The organism is Mesorhizobium sp. P2_F8, assembly GCF_056403655.1.
Genome location: NZ_JBFUFB010000001.1, coordinates 51,775 through 71,935, shown reverse-complemented (window position 1 = coordinate 71,935; position 20,161 = coordinate 51,775). Strand labels below are relative to the sequence as shown.

General features: G+C 64.0%; 22 protein-coding genes and 1 pseudogene. 10 read left to right on the top strand and 13 right to left on the bottom strand.

All coding sequences use genetic code 11. The features are described 5' to 3' along the window. Window positions 1–13: 13 nt before the first annotated feature. On the top strand, window positions 14–1,114 hold the full coding sequence (locus tag AC1DZP_RS00355) for a sn-glycerol-3-phosphate import ATP-binding protein UgpC (protein WP_477299769.1): 1,101 nt from the start codon (window positions 14–16) through the stop codon (window positions 1,112–1,114). 62 nt (window positions 1,115–1,176) lie between these two features. Next, a complete protein-coding gene (locus AC1DZP_RS00350) occupies window positions 1,177–1,986 on the top strand; it encodes a phosphodiesterase (protein WP_457150778.1) in 810 nt (269 codons plus the stop codon). A 45-nt stretch (window positions 1,987–2,031) separates the two neighbouring features. Here AC1DZP_RS00350 and AC1DZP_RS00345 read toward each other — a convergent pair whose 3' ends face one another. The 3 genes from AC1DZP_RS00345 to AC1DZP_RS00335 all read right to left on the bottom strand — a co-directional run bounded on the left by AC1DZP_RS00345 (window position 2,032) and on the right by AC1DZP_RS00335 (window position 5,873). Next, a complete protein-coding gene (locus AC1DZP_RS00345) occupies window positions 2,032–3,114 on the bottom strand; it encodes an ABC transporter ATP-binding protein (RefSeq protein ID WP_095084865.1) in 1,083 nt (360 codons plus the stop codon). Then, window positions 3,111–4,691 carry an ABC transporter permease gene (locus AC1DZP_RS00340; protein WP_477300172.1) on the bottom strand — a complete coding sequence of 527 codons (1,581 nt, stop codon included), beginning with the start codon at window positions 4,689–4,691 and terminating at the stop codon, window positions 3,111–3,113. The genes AC1DZP_RS00345 and AC1DZP_RS00340 overlap by 4 nt, the downstream gene beginning before the upstream one ends. Window positions 4,692–4,865: 174 nt before the next feature. Next, window positions 4,866–5,873, bottom strand: coding sequence for an iron ABC transporter substrate-binding protein (locus AC1DZP_RS00335; protein WP_477299768.1), 1,008 nt, complete (start codon window positions 5,871–5,873; stop codon window positions 4,866–4,868). Window positions 5,874–6,078: 205 nt separating this feature from the next. On the opposite strand from AC1DZP_RS00335, the gene AC1DZP_RS00330 reads away from it, so the two are divergent. The 3 genes from AC1DZP_RS00330 to AC1DZP_RS00320 all read left to right on the top strand — a co-directional run bounded on the left by AC1DZP_RS00330 (window position 6,079) and on the right by AC1DZP_RS00320 (window position 9,508). After that, window positions 6,079–6,630, top strand: a complete 552-nt coding sequence (locus AC1DZP_RS00330; protein ID WP_095084862.1) for a sigma-70 family RNA polymerase sigma factor — start codon at window positions 6,079–6,081, stop codon at window positions 6,628–6,630. Between the two features lies 1 nt (window position 6,631). Next, complete coding sequence (locus AC1DZP_RS00325) at window positions 6,632–7,270, top strand: NrsF family protein (RefSeq protein ID WP_477299767.1); 639 nt, start codon at window positions 6,632–6,634, stop codon at window positions 7,268–7,270. 258 nt (window positions 7,271–7,528) lie between these two features. After that, on the top strand, window positions 7,529–9,508 hold the full coding sequence (locus tag AC1DZP_RS00320) for a PAS domain S-box protein (protein ID WP_477300171.1): 1,980 nt from the start codon (window positions 7,529–7,531) through the stop codon (window positions 9,506–9,508). Between the two features lie 27 nt (window positions 9,509–9,535). Here the strand turns inward: AC1DZP_RS00320 and AC1DZP_RS00315 are convergent, their stop codons facing one another. The 7 genes from AC1DZP_RS00315 to AC1DZP_RS00285 all read right to left on the bottom strand — a co-directional run bounded on the left by AC1DZP_RS00315 (window position 9,536) and on the right by AC1DZP_RS00285 (window position 14,924). Then, window positions 9,536–10,414, bottom strand: coding sequence for a 3-hydroxybutyryl-CoA dehydrogenase (locus tag AC1DZP_RS00315; RefSeq protein WP_095084859.1), 879 nt, complete (start codon window positions 10,412–10,414; stop codon window positions 9,536–9,538). A 117-nt stretch (window positions 10,415–10,531) separates the two neighbouring features. Then, window positions 10,532–11,461 carry an electron transfer flavoprotein subunit alpha/FixB family protein gene (locus AC1DZP_RS00310; RefSeq protein ID WP_477299766.1) on the bottom strand — a complete coding sequence of 310 codons (930 nt, stop codon included), beginning with the start codon at window positions 11,459–11,461 and terminating at the stop codon, window positions 10,532–10,534. A gap of 23 nt (window positions 11,462–11,484) precedes the next feature. After that, the gene (locus AC1DZP_RS00305; RefSeq protein ID WP_115140588.1) at window positions 11,485–12,234 is read right to left on the bottom strand and encodes an electron transfer flavoprotein subunit beta/FixA family protein; all 750 of its coding nucleotides are present in this window, start codon (window positions 12,232–12,234) and stop codon (window positions 11,485–11,487) included. Window positions 12,235–12,414: 180 nt separating this feature from the next. Next, the gene (locus AC1DZP_RS00300) at window positions 12,415–13,209 is read right to left on the bottom strand and encodes a rhomboid family intramembrane serine protease (RefSeq protein WP_095084856.1); all 795 of its coding nucleotides are present in this window, start codon (window positions 13,207–13,209) and stop codon (window positions 12,415–12,417) included. 33 nt (window positions 13,210–13,242) lie between these two features. After that, window positions 13,243–13,824, bottom strand: coding sequence for a cob(I)yrinic acid a,c-diamide adenosyltransferase (locus AC1DZP_RS00295; RefSeq protein WP_477299765.1), 582 nt, complete (start codon window positions 13,822–13,824; stop codon window positions 13,243–13,245). Window positions 13,825–13,842: 18 nt separating this feature from the next. Beyond that, window positions 13,843–14,034: a twin transmembrane helix small protein gene (locus AC1DZP_RS00290; RefSeq protein WP_095084854.1), complete on the bottom strand. Its 192-nt coding sequence runs from the start codon at window positions 14,032–14,034 to the stop codon at window positions 13,843–13,845. A gap of 23 nt (window positions 14,035–14,057) precedes the next feature. After that, window positions 14,058–14,924, bottom strand: a complete 867-nt coding sequence (locus AC1DZP_RS00285; protein WP_477299764.1) for an SDR family oxidoreductase — start codon at window positions 14,922–14,924, stop codon at window positions 14,058–14,060. A 58-nt stretch (window positions 14,925–14,982) separates the two neighbouring features. Here AC1DZP_RS00285 and AC1DZP_RS00280 point away from each other — a divergent pair, with 58 nt between their 5' ends. After that, window positions 14,983–15,834, top strand: coding sequence for a YihY/virulence factor BrkB family protein (locus AC1DZP_RS00280; protein ID WP_095084852.1), 852 nt, complete (start codon window positions 14,983–14,985; stop codon window positions 15,832–15,834). Here AC1DZP_RS00280 and AC1DZP_RS00275 read toward each other — a convergent pair. Next, window positions 15,804–16,718: a DMT family transporter gene (locus AC1DZP_RS00275; RefSeq protein ID WP_477299763.1), complete on the bottom strand. Its 915-nt coding sequence runs from the start codon at window positions 16,716–16,718 to the stop codon at window positions 15,804–15,806. The genes AC1DZP_RS00280 and AC1DZP_RS00275 overlap by 31 nt on opposite strands. Before the next feature lie 121 nt (window positions 16,719–16,839). Here AC1DZP_RS00275 and AC1DZP_RS00270 point away from each other — a divergent pair. After that, a pseudogene (locus AC1DZP_RS00270) lies at window positions 16,840–17,036 on the top strand (IS1 family transposase); the annotation flags it as partial. 10 nt (window positions 17,037–17,046) lie between these two features. Beyond that, window positions 17,047–17,361 (top strand): DUF6678 family protein, encoded by a 315-nt coding sequence (locus tag AC1DZP_RS00265; protein WP_477299762.1) that lies wholly within the window; start codon window positions 17,047–17,049, stop codon window positions 17,359–17,361. A 61-nt stretch (window positions 17,362–17,422) separates the two neighbouring features. On the opposite strand, the gene AC1DZP_RS00260 is transcribed toward AC1DZP_RS00265, so the two are convergent. Next, window positions 17,423–17,641 (bottom strand): hypothetical protein, encoded by a 219-nt coding sequence (locus AC1DZP_RS00260; protein WP_477299761.1) that lies wholly within the window; start codon window positions 17,639–17,641, stop codon window positions 17,423–17,425. Window positions 17,642–17,779: 138 nt separating this feature from the next. After that, complete coding sequence (gene gluQRS / locus AC1DZP_RS00255) at window positions 17,780–18,655, bottom strand: tRNA glutamyl-Q(34) synthetase GluQRS (RefSeq protein ID WP_477299760.1); 876 nt, start codon at window positions 18,653–18,655, stop codon at window positions 17,780–17,782. 72 nt (window positions 18,656–18,727) lie between these two features. Here gluQRS and AC1DZP_RS00250 point away from each other — a divergent pair, with 72 nt between their 5' ends. Next, complete coding sequence (locus AC1DZP_RS00250; protein WP_477299759.1) at window positions 18,728–19,369, top strand: DNA-3-methyladenine glycosylase family protein; 642 nt, start codon at window positions 18,728–18,730, stop codon at window positions 19,367–19,369. 127 nt (window positions 19,370–19,496) lie between these two features. Beyond that, window positions 19,497–20,054, top strand: a complete 558-nt coding sequence (locus tag AC1DZP_RS00245; protein ID WP_006328497.1) for an HNH endonuclease — start codon at window positions 19,497–19,499, stop codon at window positions 20,052–20,054. The last annotated feature ends 107 nt before the right edge of the window (window positions 20,055–20,161 follow it).

Below are 20,161 nucleotides of genomic sequence, written 5' to 3'. Positions count from 1 at the left end.
AAGGAGACGGCCAATGGCCTCCATCACCATTCGCGACGTCAAGAAGAGCTACGCCAAGTCGCAGGTCGTGCACGGCGTCGACCTCGACATCGCGTCGGGCGAGTTCGTCGTAATCCTCGGGCCGTCCGGTTGCGGCAAGTCCACTTTGCTTCGCATGATCGCCGGGCTGGAGGATATCTCCGGCGGCACGATCGCGATTGACGGCACCGTCGTCAACAAGCTGGAACCGCGCGAGCGCGGCTGCGCCATGGTGTTCCAGAATTATGCGCTCTATCCGCATATGAGCGTGGCGCAGAACATCGGCTATTCGCTCAAGGTCGCGGGTGTTCCGGCCGCCGAGCGTACGCAGCGCATCCAGACGGTTGCGCGTACGCTGGAGCTCGAACATCTGCTCGACCGCAAGCCGATGGCGCTTTCCGGAGGCCAGAGGCAGCGCGTTGCCATGGGCCGCGCGATGATCCGCGAACCCAAGGTGTTCCTGTTCGACGAGCCGCTGTCCAACCTCGACGCCAAACTGCGCGTCCAGATGCGCTCGGAGATCCGCAAATTGCATCGCCGCTTGAACGCCACCTCCGTGTTCGTCACGCATGACCAGGTCGAGGCGATGACACTGGCCGACCGGCTGGTGGTGATGAATGGCGGACGTGTCGAACAGGTCGGCACGCCCGGTGAGGTCTACAGCCGTCCGGCAAGCCGTTTCGTCGCCACCTTCGTCGGTGCGCCGGCGATGAACATGCTCGAAGGCACGGTCGAACTCGACGGGCTTTCGCTACTCGGCGGCAGCCGGCGCCTTGCCGTTCAACGCGCCGGTCTGGCTGTCGGCACGCAGGTGGCCGTAGGCATCCGGCCGGAGGCCGTCCGTCTGGTGGCGCCCGGCACGGCAGGCGCGCTCGACGCCACGGTCGACCTCGTCGAGGAACTGGGCGCTGGACGGGTCATCTATGTCGATCTGGACGGCGCGTCGTTCTCCGTCATGACTTCGGAGGCCGTCCACCCCGAGCCGGGGAGCACTGTCGGCCTGCGGTTTTCGCCGGATGACTTGCATTTCTTCTCGTCAGACACGGGAACCCGTCTCGAGGTCTTCAAGGCCTCGGTGCCGGAGCCGGCACTCTGATTTCTGAAGGCAGTCACTGTCGCCGATGATGGGGCAGGCGGCACTGGCAAAACGGTCGTGCGATGAAAATAATCCAGGTCACCGATGTCCATCTTGGCCGGCAGGGCGAGCGCCGCTATGGCGTGGACCTGCATCAGCGATTGGCTTCATGCATCGCGCACATCAATGCGCATCACGCCGACGCGGCGCTTTGCGTCTTTACTGGCGACCTGACCGAGACCGGAGCGCCCCAGAGCTATGCCGATCTCAGGACAGCCCTGAATGCGCTGTCGGTGCCCTGGCGGTTGCTGCCGGGGAATCACGACCGGCGAGCCAATCTTGCCGCGGCGTTTCCTGAAGTTCCGGTCGATGAGAACGGCTTCGTGCAGTCGGCTCATCAAATGGCCGACGAGGTGCTTCTGTTCCTCGACTGTCTGGCGGAAGGACGCATCAAAGGCGAATTGTGCGAAAGGCGGCTTGCCTGGCTCGACGCCCGGCTCGAGGAGACAGCCGGCAGGCCCGCCTATGTCTTCATGCACCATCCGCCGGTCGCGCTCGGCCTGCCGCAACTCGATCCGCTGGCGCTCGAGCAGCCCGAACGGTTCCTCGGCCTGCTGCGGCGCCACGGCAACGTCCGCCACATCTTCTTCGGTCACGTCCATCGCGACATTGCCGGAACGGTCGCCGGCATTCCGTTCTCGGCGCAGCGCGGCCTGCATGCAAGGTTCGCGCTCGCCCTCGACAGATCGAGCGAGATCGTCGAGCAGGCGCCACCCTCCTACGCGGTCATCCTCGTCGACAGCGCCAACGGGCGCGTGGTCGTACATGGCTGCGATTTTCTTGAACAATGGCCGATCTATTCCGGCGAAACCGGCGAACGCATCACGGCGTGAGCCTGCTCGCCGCGTTGAGGCACAACGTCGCCAGCCTTCGACCGTTCAGGCGAACACGTGTGCCGTTCCTGATACGGTCAGCCGGACGATCTCGCCGACCGCCGGCGCGTCCATGCCGGATTTGCGCAGGATCAGCGGCGTGTTGCCGATCGCGGCGGCGTCGGGCGGATCGGCGCTGTTCAGAAGCCGTACCGCGACCGTGCACATCGAGCCGGCGAATTCGGATTCCGTCACTTCGCCGAACAGCATGTCAGGGGTGCCCGACATGCCCTCGCGCGATGTGCGCTTCAAGGCAATCTGCTCCGGCCGCAGCATGATGCGGACAACATCGCGGCTGTCCGACGTATCGACGGCGATGCGGCCGAGCGGAGAATAGGCAAAGCCGCCCGATATCTTTGCCGGCAGGATGATGGCGTCGCCGAGGAACTCGGCGATCATCCTGTCCTTCGGCTTGAGGTAGAGCTCGCGCGGCGTACCGACCTGCGAGAACTTGCCGTCGCGCATCACCGCCACCTGGCTGGCGAAGGACAGCGCCTCGGCCTGGTCGTGCGTCACCAGGATGGTGGTGATGCCGGCTGCCTCCAGGAGTTCGGCGACGGCCTTGCGCATGGAGGCGCGCAGGCCGGTATCCAGGGCCGAGAACGGCTCGTCGAGAAGCATCAGCCGCGGCTTCATCGCCATCGCGCGGGCCAGCGCCACGCGCTGCTGCTGGCCGCCGGAGAGTTGATGGGGGCGGCGTTTGAGGATCGCCTTGTCGAGCCCGACAATGTAGGCGAGTTCGGCGATTCGCTCGGCGCGCTTGTCCTCGCCGCGACCCATGCCGAAACCGATATTGTCGCCAATGGTCAGGTGGGGGAACAGCGCGCCGTCCTGCGCCACCACGCCGATGCCTCGACGATGCGCCGGCACCGCGCTGCCGTCCTTGGCCAGCACCTCGCCATCGAGCGTGATGCGACCCTGGTCCGGCGCCTCGAAGCCGGCGATCAGCCGCAGCAAGGTCGTCTTGCCACAACCGGACGGGCCGACGATCGCCGTGCGGCTGCCGCTGACGACGCTCAGGTCGACGCCGGCAAGTGCCGCCACCGGGCCGTAATGCTTGTGCAGGCCACTGATTTCGAGAAAGCTCATCGTCCGGCCATCCGTTTCGACTGGACATAGAGCAGCCAGGTCAAGGGGAGCGACATCGCCACCATGATGAAGGCGTAAGGGGCGGCCGAGGCATAATCGATCTCGCCGCTGTAGGACCAGAACGCCATCGCCAGCGTGCGGGTGCCGTTCGGCGCCAGCATCTGGGTGGCGGTCAGTTCGTTCATGATGCCGAGCGCCACCAGCGCCATGCCGGCCGCGGCACCTGGCGCCGACAGGCGGATCGTCGTCGACCACAGCGCCTGCAGCGGCGGCCGGCCGAGACTGGAAGCAGCGCGTTCGAGTTCGACCGGCGCCTGCGCGATCGATGCGCGCAGGCTGACCAGCGCCCGCGGCAGGAACATCAGCGCATAGGCCACCAGGATGGTGAACAGGGTCTGGTAGAGGGGCATGGCGACGCGCACCGTGATGGTGACCAGCGCCAGCGCAATGACGACCCCCGGCAACGAGCCGACGATGTAGTTGCAGCCCTCCAGCAGGCGCTGCAATGGCCCGGGCGCGCGGATCGATATCCAGGCCATAGGCATGGCGGCGACAGTGGCGAGCAGCGCGCCGGCGAGCGCCAGGAACAGCGTCTGGCCGAGCGCAAGGCCGATCTCGTCGAAGCGCCAGACGGCGGTGCCACCGGCGGCAAGCCAGCCGCCGATGGTGATGAATGGCACGCCCAGCGCCAGCAGCGTGGTGGCGACAAGCAAGGCCAGGCACGGAATGGTGGCGCGGCCGAGGCGCGCGCGCTGCTGGTATCGTGCGGCGCCGGAGCCAACGCGTGCATAGCGCTCCTCGCCGCGCACCAGCACTTCGAGGCCCAGAAGCACGAAACAGCAGCTCACCAGCACGCCGGCCAGCATGTTGGCCGCCGGTCCGTTGAAGGTCGACTGGAACTGGTCGACGATCGCCGTGGTGAAGGTGTCGAAGCGGATGAAGACATAGAGCCCGTACTCGGCCAGCAGATGCAGCCCGACCAGCAGCGAGCCCCCGCAGATGGCAAGCCTGAGTTGCGGCAGCACGACGCGCCAGAATACGCGCCATGGCCCAAGGCCGAGCGCTGCCGCGGCGTCCTCGAGGGCGGGATCGAGACGGCGCAATGCCGCCGACACCGGCAGATAGAGGAACGGGAAATAGGCGATGACGGAAACCAGCACGCCGGCTCCCAGACCGTGCAGCCTGGGCACCATGGTGATCCAGGCGTAGCTGTGCACAAAAGCCGGAATGGCGAGCGGCGCCACGCACAGCCAGGCCCAGAGCCGGGCGCCAGGCAGGTCGCTGCGCTCGGTCAGCCAGGCCAGCGCCACCGACAACACGACGGCGATCGGCACGGCCAGCAAGACCAACAGGACCGTGTTGACAAGAAGCTCGCCGACACGCGGCCGGAAGACCAGTGCCGAGACGGTTTCCCAGCCGGTCTGCACCGCGGTCCAGATGATGAAGGCAAGCGGCAGCAGCGCCAGCAGCGAAACGAAGAGGGCGGCGATGACCAGCCAGGGTGCCGCGCGTCGCCGAGCCCTTCGGCCTGTGCCCGCAGGCAGGCCCGAGCGCGCGAGATCGACCGCAGACTGCATCAGGTCAGACGCCGTGCCGGTGCCGTCCAGCGGCAGCAGTTGAAGGACCGCAATTGCGGTCGGGAACACAGCGTGTCGTCATCGACGAATGCCATCTCGAAAAACAAAATCACTCCCGCGGAAGGCCAATTCCCGCGGGAGCGTGGTTGGTTGTCCTTTTAGGAGGAATGGCAACTAAAGCAAGCCGGCTGCCGTCATCAGGTCGGTGACCTTCTTGGAGTTCAGCGTCGTGGCATCGACCTTGGGTGCCTGCAGATCGGCCAGCGGCACCAGCTTCGGGTTGGACTCTGCACCCTTGCCGACCGCGTATTCGAAGGAATCGCCGGTCTTCAAGATCTCCTGGCCGCCCTTGCCTGTCACCCACTTCAGGAACGCCTGGGCTTCCTTCGGATGCTTGCTCGAGGCCAGCACGCCGCCGCCGGAGATCGAAACGAAAGCGCCCGGATCCTGGTTCTTGAAATAATGCAGTTCGACATTCTTGCTGTTTTCGCCGGTCTTGGCCTGATCGCCGAAATAGTAATAGTGGTAGATCACGCCGCCTTCGATCTCACCGGCATTGACCGCTTTCATCACCGTGCTGTTGCCCTTGTAGGCGGTGAAATTCGTCTTCATCGCCTTCAGCCAGTCCGCGGTGGCGGCTTCGCCCTTGAGCTGCAGCAGCGCACTGACTATGGCCTGGAAATCGGCGCCCGACGGCGAGGCGGCCCAGCGGCCCTTCCAGCTCGGATCGGTGAGATCGAGCATCGACTTGGGCAGCTGGTCGGCCGTCAGCTTGGTCTTGTTGTAGGCAAAGACGGTGCTGCGTGCCGCGACGCCGACCCATTTGCCGCTGGCCGCCTGATAGTCGTTGGGAACCTGGGCCAGCGTGTCGGCGTCGACCGGCGCGAACAGGCCGGCACTTTCGACCAGCGCCATGGCCGGCGAGTTTTCGGTCAGGAACACGTCGGCCGGCGAGGCCGCGCCTTCAGCGACGATCTGGTTGGAGAAGTCGCTGTCGCCGCCATTGCGGACTGTGACCTTGATGCCGGTTTCCTTGGTGAAGCCTTCGGCCCACGCCTTGGTCAGGTTCTCGTGTTGGGCATTGTAGACAATGATGCCATCATCTTCCGCCATCGCTGGTCCGGCGATCAGGTTGATTGCCAGCGCGGCGGCGCCGACGAGGGTGGAAAGAGCATACTTCATGGCATTTTCCTCGGATTTCGGAGTCTTGCGTCTGTGACGGCTGCACCTATCAATACCTGACAGGGATAGTCAACATTGACTTGCCGATTTTGATCGAACGCCGAGGCGCAAACTTTCGTGATTTGCCGGTAATTTGGCTTGGACATTATTTCGCCGGCCACGTAACAAATCACCGCCGAGACGCGAAAATCGGGGAGTAACTCTTGTGACCGGCAAGGATGAGGCCGAGCTTTCCCGGCTGATGCGGGCCGCGATCGCGGGAGATGAAAAGGCCTACGCCGACTTTCTGCGCCGGATTGCCGCGCTGGTTCGCGGTTTTGTCAGGCGCAAGATCGTGCAGGGCGGGGTCGATCCCGAGGATGTCGTGCAGGAAACCTTGCTGGCCATTCATGTGAAACGACATACCTGGCGCCAGGATGCGCCAGTGTTGCCGTGGGTCTATGCGATCGCCCGCTTCAAGCTGATCGACGCGTTCCGGCGGCGCGGACGGCGCATCGAGATCGATGTCGACGATATCGCCGAGACCTTCGCCGAACCGGAACAGGAGAGCGTCAGCGAACGCGACATCAACCGGGCATTGGACGGCCTGTCGCCGGCACAGCGTTCGGTGGTTTCGGCCGTGTCGGTGGAGGGGCAGTCAATCGGCGAGACGGCGGCAAAGTTCGGCATCAGCGAGACGGCGGTGCGGGTGTCGCTGCATCGGGGACTTGCCGCGATAGCCAAGCGATTCGGGCAGGGGCGATTCGGGCGGGAATGACATGAGGACGGACGATCTCATCAAAGCGCTGGACGCCGATGCCCGCAGCAAGGCGATGCCGCTGCAATCGGCCTGGTGGATGGCCGCCGGTGCGGCGGCGGTTATCGCGGCTATCGTTTTCCTGCTGACGATCGGCCCGCGCCCCGATTTCATGGTCGCCGCGCACACGATGCGCTTTCTCTCCAAATTCGTCTTCACCATCGTGCTCGCGATCAGCGCTTTCGCCCTGATCCGCGCCTTGTCGACACCCGGTGCGCCAACCAGCAGGGCAATGGCCGGGATGATCGCCGCGCCGCTGTTGGTAGCCTTGGCCGTGGTTCTTGAGCTGCTTGCCGTGCCCGAGGCCGACTGGGGCACTAGGATGGTCGGCTCCAACATGATGATCTGCATGGGCTTCATTCCGCTGATCGGCATTGGCCCGCTTGCCATTTTCCTGTGGATGCTACGCTACGGCGCGCCGACACGGCCGGTGCTTGCCGGCGCGGTCGCGGGCCTGCTTGCGGGCGGGCTGGCGGCGACCTTCTACGCCGCGCACTGCTTCGACGATTCGCCGCTTTTCGTCGCCACCTGGTACACGATAGCGATTGCGTTCCTCGCGCTGCTTGGCGCACTCGGCGGGCGGTTTTTCGTGCGCTGGTAGTGCGGCGCCCGGAACGGTTCACGGAAACGCCGAACCGCTCCATCTTTTTTGTTTGACGCAACTCTGGACGGAAAACCGTCTCACACTTTTCCTGGAATTGCTCAGTCGCGCCCCATGCACACCGATCCTTAATCATGCCGGCAATTGTTTGTCGGGTACCAATCGCGCCGGCATGCCGCACGCAACCATTCCTTAAAATCGATCCGCCAAGGTCGGCGCGACAACATGCGTTTGCGCACGGGGGTGGCACGTATCGTGATGGGGCGAGGATTGACCGGCCGAAGATCTTTTGGGCACGCAGGGTTGGCGCTGCTCGTGGCCGGCCTTGGTGTGGGGGCAGCCTCGATCCTGCTGTCGCGACTGGATCCCGGCACCGAGGCGCTGAAGCTCTGCATGCAGGTTTCGGTGGCGGTGGCGGCGGGTGCGCTTTTCCTTGCCGCCCTGTGCATCCGCCGGATCAGCGAGGATCGCCGGCAGATCGGGGAGAGCGAGCAGCGCTTCCGCCGCGCCATGGAGGATTCGGCGATCGGTATCGCCGTTGTCGGCCTCGACGGGCGCATTCTCCAGACCAATCCGGCCTTCGCCGCCATGCTTGGCTACAGCCGCGCGGAGATCGAGGCGCTGACCTTCTTCCAGATCACGCATCCCGACGATATCCAGATCGGCCGGGACACGATGGCCGGTCTGAAAGCGGGCACGGTCAATTCCTTCCACTTCGAGAAACGCTATCTCAGGAAGGATGGCACACCCGTCTGGGCGCATCTTGCCGGCTCCGTCATCCGTGACGAAAGGAGCGGCCGTCCGCTCTATCTCGTCTCGCAGATCGAGGACATCGACGCCCGCAAGCAGGCCGAGGCGCGCATTGCCGAAGCCGAAACGCGCTGGAATTTCGCGCTTGCCGGTGCCGGCCAAGGCGTCTGGGATCTCGACATGCGCAAGGGCGGGACGACGTACTCCGAGACCTGGGGCAAGATGCTGGGCTTTGACGAAGGCGAGCTCGACGGTGATCCCAACTGCTGGCTGACGATGATCCATCCCGACGATCGCGAGACCGTCGCCGAGGCGGATCGCGCCCATCTCGACGGCAAGACACCCTACTTCGAAGCCGAATTCAGGATGCGCCACAGGGATGGCCACTGGATATGGATACTCGACCGCGGCAAGGCCATTGAGCGTGACGAGGAGGGGCGGCTGGTCAGGGCCATCGGCAGCCTGACCGACATTACCCAGCGCAAGGAGGCGGAAGCACGCCTCACCGTATCGGCGGCGATGCTGGCCGATGAGAAGGAGCGGCTGAGGGTGACGCTGCAGTCGATCGGCGATGCCGTCATCTGCACCGATGCCGCAAACCGCGTCACCTTCATGAACCCGGTCGCCGAAAAGCTGACCGGGGTTGCCGGTGGCGAGGCCCTCGGCAAGATGCTTGGCCATGTCTACTGGGCGGTCGATGAGGAGACGGGGCACCGGATCGGCGTCACCCGGCCGACCATCGGCGGCCAGGCGCCCGCCGACCAGAACAGCCGCGCCGTCCTGATCCGGCGCGACGATACGCGCTGCAGCATCCGCCAGGTGGTGTCGCCGATCATCAACGAGCGAAACGAATTCTGCGGACTGGTCATCGTCTTCCAGGACTTCACCGACGCGCGCGCGCTGCAGCGCCAGCTTGCCCATGCGGCCGCGCATGACGCACTGACCGGCCTTGCCAATCGCTCGAGCTTCATCCGCGCCATGGAGGACCTGGTCGATCAGGCGCGCAAGGGCGGCATCTCGGGCACAGGCAGCGGATATCAGTTCATGTTCATTGACCTCGACCACTTCAAACTGGTCAACGACACCGGCGGTCATGCAGCCGGCGATGCCTTGCTCAAGCGGGTTGCCGAGGCGGTTCGCGGTGTGCTTGGTCCCGAAGACATGGTCGCGCGCCTGGGCGGCGACGAATTCGCGGTCGTCCTGAAATCGGGTTCGGCTGCCGGCGCCAAAATCGCGGCGCGTTCCATCATCGATGCGATACGCGGACTGGCCTTCGCCTGGGATGGCCGTCCTCACGTGATCGGCGCCAGCATCGGCCTGGCTGCGATCGGCGCCAGTTGCGGCGAAGTCGACGAGATCATCGCCAGGGCCGACGCCGCTTGCTATGCGGCCAAGGCGGCCGGCCGCGGCTGCGTTTGCGTGGCGCCGGACGGCGAGGTCATGGACGACAGAACGAAACCGCCCGAGCCGCTTGCCGCGGCCTCCTGATCTCGGCCGATCAGCCCCCGGACCTGATTAGCGCGTCGGAACGGGATGCTCGCCGCGATAGTCGTAGAAACCGCGTCCGGTCTTGCGGCCGAGCCAGCCGGCCTCGACGTATTTGACCAGCAGCGGGCAGGGGCGGTATTTCGAATCCGACAGGCCGTCGTGCAGCACCTGCATGATCGACAGGCAGGTATCCAGCCCGATGAAATCGGCCAGCTGCAGCGGGCCCATTGGGTGGTTGGCGCCGAGCCGCATGGCGGTGTCGATGGCGTCGACCGAGCCGACACCCTCATAGAGCGTGTAGATCGCCTCGTTGATCATCGGCAGCAGGATGCGGTTGACGATAAAGGCCGGGAAATCCTCCGAGACCGTGATCGTCTTGTCGAGCTGCTTCACATAGGTCTTCGCCGCCTCGAAGGTCTGGTCCTCGGTGGCGATGCCGCGCACCAGTTCGACCAGCTTCATCAGCGGCACCGGGTTCATGAAATGTATGCCGATGAATCGCTCCGGCCGGTCGGTCTGCGCGGCAAGCCGCGTGATCGAGATCGACGAGGTGTTGGTCGCCAGGATGGCTTCGGGATTGAGCTGCGGACAGAGCTGCGCATAGATCTTGCGCTTGACCGTCTCGTCCTCGGTCGCCGCCTCGATCACCAGATCGGCGCCGGCAAGATCGGCCATCGCCGGGGCGGAGGCTATACGCGCCATCGCCTCGTTGCGCACCTTCTCGTCGAGCTTGCCTGACCCTACCTGGCGGGCCATGTTGCCGCTGATGGTGGCGATGCCCTTCTCGATACGGTCGGGCGATATGTCGTAGATCAGCACCTTGTAGCCCGAAAGCGCGGAGACATGGGCGATGCCGCCGCCCATCTGGCCCGCGCCGATGATGCCGATCGTCTCGATCTTGCTCATTACACCGATCCCGTCAAAAGGCCTTTGCGGCCTGCTTTTTGTGCGGTGCAAACTAAAAGGGCGGGGCGACTTCGTCTACCCCACCCTTCACTATTTAATACGCTTTGGCAGAGAGCGTCAAAGCGCCTTTTGCAGTTCCGGCAGGATGACGAAGAGATCGCCGACGAGGCCGTAGTCGGCGACCTGGAAAATCGGCGCTTCCTCGTCCTTGTTGATGGCGACGATGACCTTCGAATCCTTCATGCCGGCGAGGTGCTGGATGGCGCCGGAGATGCCGACCGCGATGTAGAGATCGGGGGCAACGACCTTGCCGGTCTGGCCGACCTGCCAGTCGTTCGGCGCATAGCCGGCATCCACCGCGGCGCGCGAAGCGCCGACGGCGGCACCAAGCTTGTCGGCGACCGGCAGGATGACTTCCTGGAACTTCTCCGAGGAGCCCAGCGCGCGACCACCCGAGATGATGATCTTGGCCGAGGTCAGTTCCGGACGGTCGGTCTCCGAGAGCTTGTTCTCGACGAAGGTGGAGAGGTCGGGATTGGCCGCCGCCTTCACGGTCTCGACCGCGGCCGATCCGCCCTCGGGGGCTGCCTGGAAGGAGGCGGTGCGGACAGTGATCACCTTCTTGGCGTCCGTCGACTGCACCGTCTGGATGGCGTTGCCGGCATAGATCGGCCGCTTGAACGTATCGGGCGAGACGACTTCGATGATCTCGGAGACCTGCGCGACATCGAGCAGGGCCGCCACGCGCGGCGCGACATTCTTGCCCGACGAGGTCGCCGGCGCGATGATGGTGTCGTAACCGCCCGCGAGCGACACAACGAGTGCTGCGGTCGGTTCGGCGAGGCGCTCGGCAAGCTCTTCGGCCTCGGCCAGCAGCACCTTGCTCACGCCCTTCAGCTTGGCTGCGGCGTCGGCCGCACCCTTGGCGCCCTTGCCGGCAACCAGCACATGCACGTCCGAACCGATCTGCAGGGCCGCGGAGAGCGCCTTGGCGGTCTGGTCGGAAAGGGTGGCGTTGTCGTGTTCAGCAATCAGAAGAATAGCCATTTTCGTGTTCCTTTCCCGACCGCTTACAAAACGCCGGCTTCGTTCTTGAGCTTGTCGACCAGTTCGGCGACGCTCTTGACCTTGACGCCTGCCTTGCGGCCGCTCGGCTCCTCGGTCTTGATGACCTTCAGCCGCGGCTTGACGTCGGCGCCGTAGTCGGCCGGGCTCTTCTCGTCGAGCTGCTTCTTCTTGGCCTTCATGATGTTGGGCAGCGAGGCGTAGCGCGGCTGGTTGAGGCGAAGGTCGGCGGTCACGATCGCCGGCATCTTCAGCTCCACCGTCTGCAGGCCGCCGTCGACCTCGCGCGTCACCTTGGCCTTGTCGCCGTCGAGCACCACCTTGGAGGCGAAGGTGCCCTGCGCCCAGCCAAGCAGGGCCGCCAGCATCTGGCCGGTCTGGTTGGAATCGTCGTCGATCGCCTGCTTGCCGAGGATGACGAGGCCGGGCTGTTCGGCGTCGACGACGCCCTTCAGCACCTTGGCGACGCCGAGCGGCTCGGTCTGTTCGTCGGTCTTGACCAGGATGGCGCGGTCGGCACCCATGGCAAGCGCGGTGCGCAAGGTTTCCTGCGCCTGCTGCGGACCGATCGAAACAACGATGATCTCTTCGGCCTTGCCGGCCTCCTTCAGCCGGATCGCCTCTTCAACCGCGATCTCGTCGAACGGGTTCATCGCCATCTTGACGTTGGCGAGTTCCACCGCCGAACCATCAGCCTTCACGCGAACCTTGACGTTCGCATCCACAACCCGCTTTACGGGCACAAGGATCTTCATTGCCTGTCACCTCTTCAAGATAATTAGGCGCGCTATAACAGCCTGCGCCCTTTCTGAGTTGTCGAAAGCCGACATTCCGGATGGAAATTCTGGTCTTTGACCGCCTTAGGCTGCGACGGAGACGTTTCCGTAGTTGCGGTAACCCTGCACGTCAATACGCCGCAAGGCGCTCAAATCGGTTCAATCCGAACCGGAAGCGTTTCCCCGCCCCCAGCGTGGCGTCGCGGCAGGCGGGTCGGGGGTCACCGGTTCGGCCGCAGGCTGGTCAGCGGGAGCGACAGGGACATCCTCGTCGGGGCCGGCAAACAGCGGCACGCCACGGCTGCGCAAGACAAGCACCAGAATGGCGCCGGCGATGATGCCGCCGATGTGGCAGGCCCATGAAATCCGGTCCTCACCGCCTGCGGCAAACATCACCACCTGGAACGCCACCCACAGGACCAGCGGGATGAAGGCCGGAATGCGCAGCGGGATGCGGGCAAAGGCCAGCACCCACACCTTCACGCGCGGATAAAGGATCAGATAGGCGACGACCACGCCGGCGATGGCGCCGGACGCACCGATCAGCGGCACCTGCGAATCCCAGGCGATGAGGCCCTGGAAGGCGGCTCCGGCGATCGCGCACAACAGATAGAAGATGAGGTAGCGGACGTGGCCGAGGGCGTCCTCGACATTGTCGCCGAACACCCACAGGAACAACATGTTGCCGCCGAGGTGGAAGATGTCGGCATGCAGGAAGGAATAGGTGAGGTAGCTCAGGCTTTCGGGGACGACGACAAAGCGAGGATCAAGCTCAGCGGTGTCATGGACGACGGCCGGGATGAAGCCGAGGCCGAGCACGGCGGCATTGGAGAAATTCTCGCCGCCGAGCGCGGTGGCGAAGTAGACCAGGGCGTTGACCACGATCAACCCGATCGTCACATATTGCAGGCGGATGTGCCGCAGCCTGTTGGTGTCGTAAAGCGGGATGAACATCGGTCCCCTGGCCCCCTCGCGCTTTCGGACAGTTCAGCGGTTCTTGCCGGGAACCCATAGCACGTCGGCATTTCCATTGTCATTGATCGCCCGAGCGGCGACAAACAGGAAATCCGAGACGCGGTTGATGTATTTCAGCCCGTCGGGGTTGACGTGCTCGCGGGGGTCCTGGGCCAGGGCCACCATCAGCCGTTCGGCCCGCCGCGCCACGGTGCGGGCGAGATGCAGGGCGGCGGCGGCCGGCGTGCCGCCGTTCAGCACGAAGGATCTGAGCGGCTGAAGATCCTTGTTGAGCAGGTCGATATCCTTTTCGACCCGGTCGGTTTGCGTGGCGATGATGCGCAGCGGCTCATAGCCGAGCGGCTTGCCGTCGTCGGGCACGGCGAGATCGGCGCCGAGGTCGAAGAGATCGTTCTGGATGCGGGAAAGCATGGCGTCGATCACCGGGTGGGTGACTGTCGTGTGGACCCGGGCGATGCCGATGCAGGCATTGGCTTCGTCGACCGTGCCGTAGGCGTCCACCCGCAGGTCCGATTTCAGCCGCCGTTCGCCGGTGCCGAGACCGGTGGTGCCATCATCGCCGGTGCGGGTGTAGATCTTGTTGAGCTTGACCACATCGCCTCCCGAACGGCCTCACTTGCGGGTGAAATACACCGCCAGCAGGATCAGCGCCAGCGCCACGGCCTGCAGCAGAACACGCGCCTGCATCAGCTTGTTCGAGGTGACGCCGGACCCGCCTCGCATCATGTTGATGAGACCGCGAACGAGCACGATCACCACGGCGACCATGACCAGAATGGCGAGGATGTTGAAGACGGTTGCCATGGTGTGTTCCCAGTTCGGTTGGTTCAGGCGCGTTTGGCAAGGAAGCGGTAGAGTATAGATGCGGGCAGGATGCGTTTGAGCGCCGCACCGATCTTAGCCGACGCTGTTACCACATAGTGCGGGCGCGGGCGCCGCGACAGAAGCGCATGGCGCAGCGCCGCATGTACCACTTCCGGCCCCGGCTTCAATGCCGATTGGCTGCCGCCGGCCCGCAACCTTGCCAGTTGCGCCTCATAGTCTAGGCGGTGGACCGAATTCTCGTGATCGACGTTCTGCAGGAACCATGGCAGTGCATTGCTGGCGATTTTCGACGTTACCGGCCCGGGTTCGATCAGCGAGACATGGATGCCGCTGCCCCTGAGTTCCTGATGCAGGCACAGCATCAGACCCTCCAGCGCGTGCTTCGAAGCCGAATAGGCGCCGCGAAAGCGCACCGGCGCGAGGCCGAGGATCGACGAGCAATGGACGATGCGGCCATGGCCCTGGCGTCGCATCACCGGCACCAGCCGCCGGGTCAGGTCGTGCCAGCCGAAGAAATTCGCCTCGAATTGCTGCTTGAGCGCCGCCACCGGCAGATCCTCGACAGCGCCGGCTTGCGCGTAGGCGCCGTTGTTGAACAAGGCGTCGAGCCGGCCGCCTGTGCGATCCAGAACCGATGCGACCAGCGCTTCAATGGATGCGGCTTCAGTGTAGTCGAGATAGAAGGCCTCGATGCCGTCCGCTTCGAGTGCAGCGATGTCGTCCGGCTTGCGTGCCGTCGCGAACACCCGCCAGCCTTCCGCCTTCAATGCGCGGGCGCAGTAGGCGCCTATTCCCGAAGAGGCGCCGGTAACGATGATCGAGCGCAACGCTTGCGCCTGACTGTTCGTGGTTTCGCCAAGGGTTGCCATTTGCCGCAATCCCTTCCCATATTCGCGGCGTCGAGACAATCGAAGGGAGCGCGGGTTCTTGCTGCGGAATATTGTCGCCCTGCGCCGCGTGCTCTACGACGCGCTCGGCCATTTCAACACCGATGACGGCTGGGCAATGGCCAGCCATCTGGCCATCACCTCGCTGATGGCGCTGTTTCCGTTCCTGATTTTCGCCACGACTCTGGCAAGCTTCCTCGGAGCGCAGGCGTTCTCGGACACGGCGGTGCATCTGGTCTTCGACACCTGGCCCGAGCAGATCGCCAAGCCGATCGCGCGCGAGGTGCTCAATGTGCTGACCGTCAGGCGCACCGACCTGTTGACCTACGGCGTGCTGCTTGCCGCCTACTTTGCCTCGAACGGCATCGAGGCGTTGCGCACATCGCTCAACCGCGCCTATCGCGTCTCGGAAACGCGCGGCATCATCTATCGCCGGGTGCAGAGCATCATCTTCGTTCTGATCGCGACGGCCGGTTTCCTGGCGATCAGCGTGCTCCTGGTGTTCGCGCCACTGCTGGCGCGGCTCGCCGAAGCCCATATCGAAGGGATCAAGCCCTACATGGGCACGATCACGCTGTGGCGCTACGTCATCGCCTCGGTGGTCATCGTCGGCGGATTGTTTGCCGTGCATTTCTGGCTGCCGGCGGGCAGGCGCCGCTTTGTCTCGATCATACCGGGCATCATCTTCACGCTGGCGGCATGGCTCGTCGGTTCGACCGTCTTCGCCACCTATCTTGATCACTTCTCGTCTTATGTGACGACCTATGCCGGCCTCGCCTCGATCATGATCGCGGTGGTCTTCCTTTATATGCTCTCGGCGATCTTCATCCTCGGCGGCGAACTCAATGCCGCGATCAGCCGCTATCTGGAGGCGCGCGCCCGAGTCGGTTGATTGAAAGGCCGAGGCCTGGCCTGTCGAGCCGTTGCCAGGCCGACGCCGAATGTCGTGATCGCCATGCCGACAATCTGCAGCGCGTTGAGCTGCTCGTCGAACAGGGCCCAGGCGATGATGGCCGTCACCGCCGGCACCAGGTAGAACAGCGAGGCCACTTTCGACATCTCGCCGTCACGGATCATCACCATCAGCAGGAAGATGGCGCCGAGCGACAGCACCAGCACCAGCCAGGCCATGGCGAAGATCAATTCGCCGTTGATGACGACGGTGCGTGTCTCGAAGGCGAGCGAAGCCAGGATCATCAAAGAGGCGCCGCCGACATATTGCCACATGGTCGCCGCGACGAGGTCGCCGCCGGAGGCAAAACGCTTCTGCCAGATCGTACCTGCACTCATGCCGAGCACCGAGACCAGCGAGGCGGTCAGCGTCGCCGCCGTCACGCCGCCGCCGAGCGCGCCGAGCTTCGGCCACAGCACGATGACGATGCCGATGAGGCCGATGCCAAGCCCGGCCCAGTGACGCGGCAGGATCGCCTCGCCGAGAAACTTGCCGGCAAGCACGGCCGTGATCAGCGGCTGCAGGCCGACGATGAGGGCCGAAAATCCGGCTGGCATGCCCCGGTGGATGGCCCAGAAGACGGCGCCGAGATAGACGCCATGCATCAGGATGCCGGCGCCGGTGGCGTGCAGCGCTTCAGTGCGGGTGGCTCTCTTCGATCCCAGTACGACCATCAGGACGGCCAGCAGGATCGCAGCCAGCACGAAACGCCCGGCAAGAAAGGTGAACGGCTCGGCCCACGGCATGGCGTAGCGCGCGCCGATGAAGCCGGTTGCCCACAGGACAACGAAGGTGGCGGGGATGAACCGCTTGATGCTGTGCATGTTCGGGAGACCGCCGCACTGGGGAGAGTTGATCGTGGCGCTGCTCTAATGCGGTTCAAGGCGGCGCGCAAAACGAAACGATTGATCCATACATCACTGGAATTCAACCGACGGCGAATTCGAGGCTCACGCCAACGCGGTTGCGCTACACTTCATGTACTTTTTTGTTCGCATCCATGCTTCGCTGCGCATGACTCCGGCGATGGCCGCTGGCGTCACCGACAAGCTTGGGAAATCGCGGACATCGTTTCGCAGGTCGAGGCGAAGGAAGCCGAAAAGCCTACCGTGCGCGGCACGTACAAGAAGCGAGGGCTTTGAAAGGAATGAAATGCTCCATCCGGCGATGAACAACACAAAGTGGGATGAGCTCCGGCTGGAAATGTACGCGCTCACTCCGCCCCCGTCATGGAGCACACTTTCCATGAACGGCTACCGCTCACAGCCCGACCGTGAATGGTTCTACCACTTTAGGGAGGGCGGATACGAAACCATCCTTCACTTAGACATTCATGTCGAAACACCAGCCCAGCGAGAACGTGTCCGGGCGGCTCTCAAGGAGGTACACGTGCCAGGCGAGGAAACTCCCGACGGCTTTCGCGTGTTCGGTTATGTGCAGGTCGGTCAGGCCGTCGACTTCTTTTAATTCAAACTGACCCACTACCCGATATTCGGCTCAGTTTGAAATTTCGGGAGACTGATCTCTGTTACCAGGTGCACCCCGGCCACTTGATAAGCGGGCTGTGCCCATAGACAGCTTCCCTGTCGTCACATGATTTGACCACCGACCATACCGGATCGCCGTTGTCGTCGGTCTCGTTGTTCACCATGACCGAAACGATGTGGTCCGGGTACTTGGCGCCCTCGATTGCCGTCAGCCTGTCGCGAACGCGCGCCTTTTCTTGGTCAGTCAGATGTCGCTTCATGGAAGCCTCCATCGCTTGGCGCCGAGCATACAGAAGTTTTGACCGTCACGCGACAATCGTTTGATGGAGATTGACGAGGGAGCAATTTCAAACCGACATGACCCGAATTCGCCACGCGGTTTCTCTGGCCCGCCAGGCTCAAAGGCCGACCATCCGCCTGATGTCGTCCACCGAAGCGCCGGCATGGCGCAAGGCGGCAAGGCCGGTATCGCCGAGGCTCTTCGACAGCTTTCGTCCATCCGGCCCGAGGATGAGGCGATGATGGAAATAGGCCGGCTGCGGCAGTCCGAGGAGTTCCTGCAGCAGGCGCTGCACGCCGGTGGCGGAAAACAGGTCCTGGCCGCGCACGACATGGCTGACGCCTTGCAGGGCATCGTCCATGACGACGGCGAGGTGATAGCTGGTCGGGATGTCGCGGCGCGCCACAATCACGTCGCCCCAGTCCTGCGGCCGGGCTTCTATCGCGCGTGTCGCGACGAGCCTCTCATCGCTGAATTCGGCCCATGCAAGGTCCTTGCCGACACGCGCCACGGCCGCATCGATATCCAGCCGCCAGGCGAAGGGCGCGTTCTCGGCGATCCGTCGCTTGCGTTCCTTCGCCGGCAGCGCCTTGTCGGCGGCGGGGTACAGCGGCACGCCGTCGGGATCGCGAGGCCAGTCGCGTCCGCGCTGTTCGCTCTCGGTGATGAAGGCCCGGATCTCGCCACGGCTCATGAAGGCGGGATAGACGAGTTCGTCCCGAATCAGCCGATCAAGCGTCGTCTCGTATTCCGCGAAGTGCTCGGACTGGCGGCGCATCGGCTGTTCCCAGCCAAGCCCCAGCCACGTCAGATCGGCAAGCACGCCGGCCTCGAATTGCGGCGTGCAGCGCGTCGTGTCGATATCCTCGATGCGCAGCAGCAGGCGGCCGCCGGTGGCGTCAGTCAATTTCTGATTGAGCAGTGCCGAATAGGCGTGGCCGAGATGCAAGTCGCCGTTTGGGCTGGGGGCGAAGCGGAATGTCAGGAGTGTCATTTGTCCGGCGGCAATCAGGTTTTGCGGCGCTTCGCCAATTGCTACCCTGTCGAGGGTCAAGGAACAAGAAACATGCAGCGCATTGCCACATCAGACGACATTGCCCGGGGGCTCGATGCGCTTTGCCTGATCGACCCGCGCCTGGAAAAGGTGCGCGGCATGGCCGGCGAGGTGCCGCTGCGGCTTTCCGAGCCCGGGTTCCGAAGCCTGGCCTCGATCATCGTCTCGCAGCAAGTGTCCCGCGCCAGCGCCGATGCGATCTTCGGCCGGCTGACCAAACTCGTCGATCCGCTGACGCCGCAGGCGATTCTTGCCGCCGGCGAAGACATGTTTCGCGAGGCCGGCCTGTCGCGGCCGAAGCAGCGTGGGCTGATCGCCATTGCCCAGGCGGTGGCCGACGGGCTCGACCTCCATCACCTCTGTTCGCTCGACGCCCAGGAGGCGATCACGGCAATGACGGCGGTGTCCGGGATCGGCCCGTGGACGGCGGAAGTGTATCTTTTGTTTGCCGCCGGCCACCCCGACATTTTTCCGGCGCGCGACGTCGCCTTGCAGAGCGCGGTCGGTCACGCGCTCGGCATCGAGCCGCGTCCGCCGGAGAAAACACTGATGGCACTGGCCGAATCATGGAGCCCGTGGCGAGGTGTCGCATCGCGGCTTTTCTGGTCCTATTATCGCGAAACCAGAGGGCGGGACGCCGCGCCGCCGGCTTAATCTGCAAAAAGGCATGAGAATCACGCATTTTTGGCGCTTCAGCGGCGCGACAATCCGCTTCACATCCCTGTCATGTCAGGCTTACAGTATCCCCGCCGTTCGGGTCTAGAACCAAGGAGGTAAACACGTGACGGTCGCCGTATCTCCGGATGGGCTTCCAGCACTGGTGCTGAATGCGGATTACCGTCCGCTCAGCTATTACCCTTTGTCGCTCTGGTCCTGGCAGGATGCCATCAAGGCGGTGTTCCTCGACCGGGTGAACATCGTCGCCGAATACGAGCACGCCGTCTCCTCGCCGACCTTCTCGATGAAGCTGCCGAGCGTCGTCAGCCTGAAGGCCTATGTGAAGCCGTCCAGGCACCCGGCCTTCACCCGCTTCAACGTCTTCCTGCGCGACCGCTTCCAGTGCCAGTATTGCGGCACGCCGGAGGATCTGACCTTCGATCACGTCATCCCCCGCCATCGCGGTGGCGCCACGACGTGGGAGAATGTCGTCGCGGCCTGTTCGCCCTGCAATCTCAGGAAGGGCGGCATGATGCCGGCGCATGCCAAGATGTGGCCGCTGCAGAAACCCTTCCAGCCGACGGTGCACGATTTGCACAACAACGGCCGCCTGTTCCCGCCCAACCATCTGCATGAAAGCTGGATGGATTATTTGTACTGGGATGTCGAACTCGAACCGTAGAGTTCGGCACAAATCCGCCATGCTGGCCGCCTGACGCGGCTTTCTGCGCTTCCGGTGCTCACGTACCTGAGTACGCTCCGCTCCGGTTCTCGAAAGCCGCGCCATCC

Bases quoted from the DNA above. Each gene is read 5' to 3' on its own strand.
- AC1DZP_RS00355 (WP_477299769.1), top strand. From the start codon at position 14: ATGGCCTCCATCACCATTCGCGACGTCAAGAAGAGCTACGCCAAGTCG.
- AC1DZP_RS00350 (WP_457150778.1), top strand. From the start codon at position 1,177: ATGAAAATAATCCAGGTCACCGATGTCCATCTTGGCCGGCAGGGCGAG.
- AC1DZP_RS00345 (WP_095084865.1), bottom strand. From the start codon at position 3,114: ATGAGCTTTCTCGAAATCAGTGGCCTGCACAAGCATTACGGCCCGGTG.
- AC1DZP_RS00340 (WP_477300172.1), bottom strand. From the start codon at position 4,691: ATGCAGTCTGCGGTCGATCTCGCGCGCTCGGGCCTGCCTGCGGGCACA.
- AC1DZP_RS00335 (WP_477299768.1), bottom strand. From the start codon at position 5,873: ATGAAGTATGCTCTTTCCACCCTCGTCGGCGCCGCCGCGCTGGCAATC.
- AC1DZP_RS00325 (WP_477299767.1), top strand. From the start codon at position 6,632: ATGAGGACGGACGATCTCATCAAAGCGCTGGACGCCGATGCCCGCAGC.
- AC1DZP_RS00320 (WP_477300171.1), top strand. From the start codon at position 7,529: ATGGGGCGAGGATTGACCGGCCGAAGATCTTTTGGGCACGCAGGGTTG.
- AC1DZP_RS00315 (WP_095084859.1), bottom strand. From the start codon at position 10,414: ATGAGCAAGATCGAGACGATCGGCATCATCGGCGCGGGCCAGATGGGC.
- AC1DZP_RS00310 (WP_477299766.1), bottom strand. From the start codon at position 11,461: ATGGCTATTCTTCTGATTGCTGAACACGACAACGCCACCCTTTCCGAC.
- AC1DZP_RS00305 (WP_115140588.1), bottom strand. From the start codon at position 12,234: ATGAAGATCCTTGTGCCCGTAAAGCGGGTTGTGGATGCGAACGTCAAG.
- AC1DZP_RS00300 (WP_095084856.1), bottom strand. From the start codon at position 13,209: ATGTTCATCCCGCTTTACGACACCAACAGGCTGCGGCACATCCGCCTG.
- AC1DZP_RS00290 (WP_095084854.1), bottom strand. From the start codon at position 14,034: ATGGCAACCGTCTTCAACATCCTCGCCATTCTGGTCATGGTCGCCGTG.
- AC1DZP_RS00285 (WP_477299764.1), bottom strand. From the start codon at position 14,924: ATGGCAACCCTTGGCGAAACCACGAACAGTCAGGCGCAAGCGTTGCGC.
- AC1DZP_RS00275 (WP_477299763.1), bottom strand. From the start codon at position 16,718: ATGCACAGCATCAAGCGGTTCATCCCCGCCACCTTCGTTGTCCTGTGG.
- AC1DZP_RS00265 (WP_477299762.1), top strand. From the start codon at position 17,047: ATGCTCCATCCGGCGATGAACAACACAAAGTGGGATGAGCTCCGGCTG.
- AC1DZP_RS00260 (WP_477299761.1), bottom strand. From the start codon at position 17,641: ATGAAGCGACATCTGACTGACCAAGAAAAGGCGCGCGTTCGCGACAGG.
- gluQRS (WP_477299760.1), bottom strand. From the start codon at position 18,655: ATGACACTCCTGACATTCCGCTTCGCCCCCAGCCCAAACGGCGACTTG.
- AC1DZP_RS00250 (WP_477299759.1), top strand. From the start codon at position 18,728: ATGCAGCGCATTGCCACATCAGACGACATTGCCCGGGGGCTCGATGCG.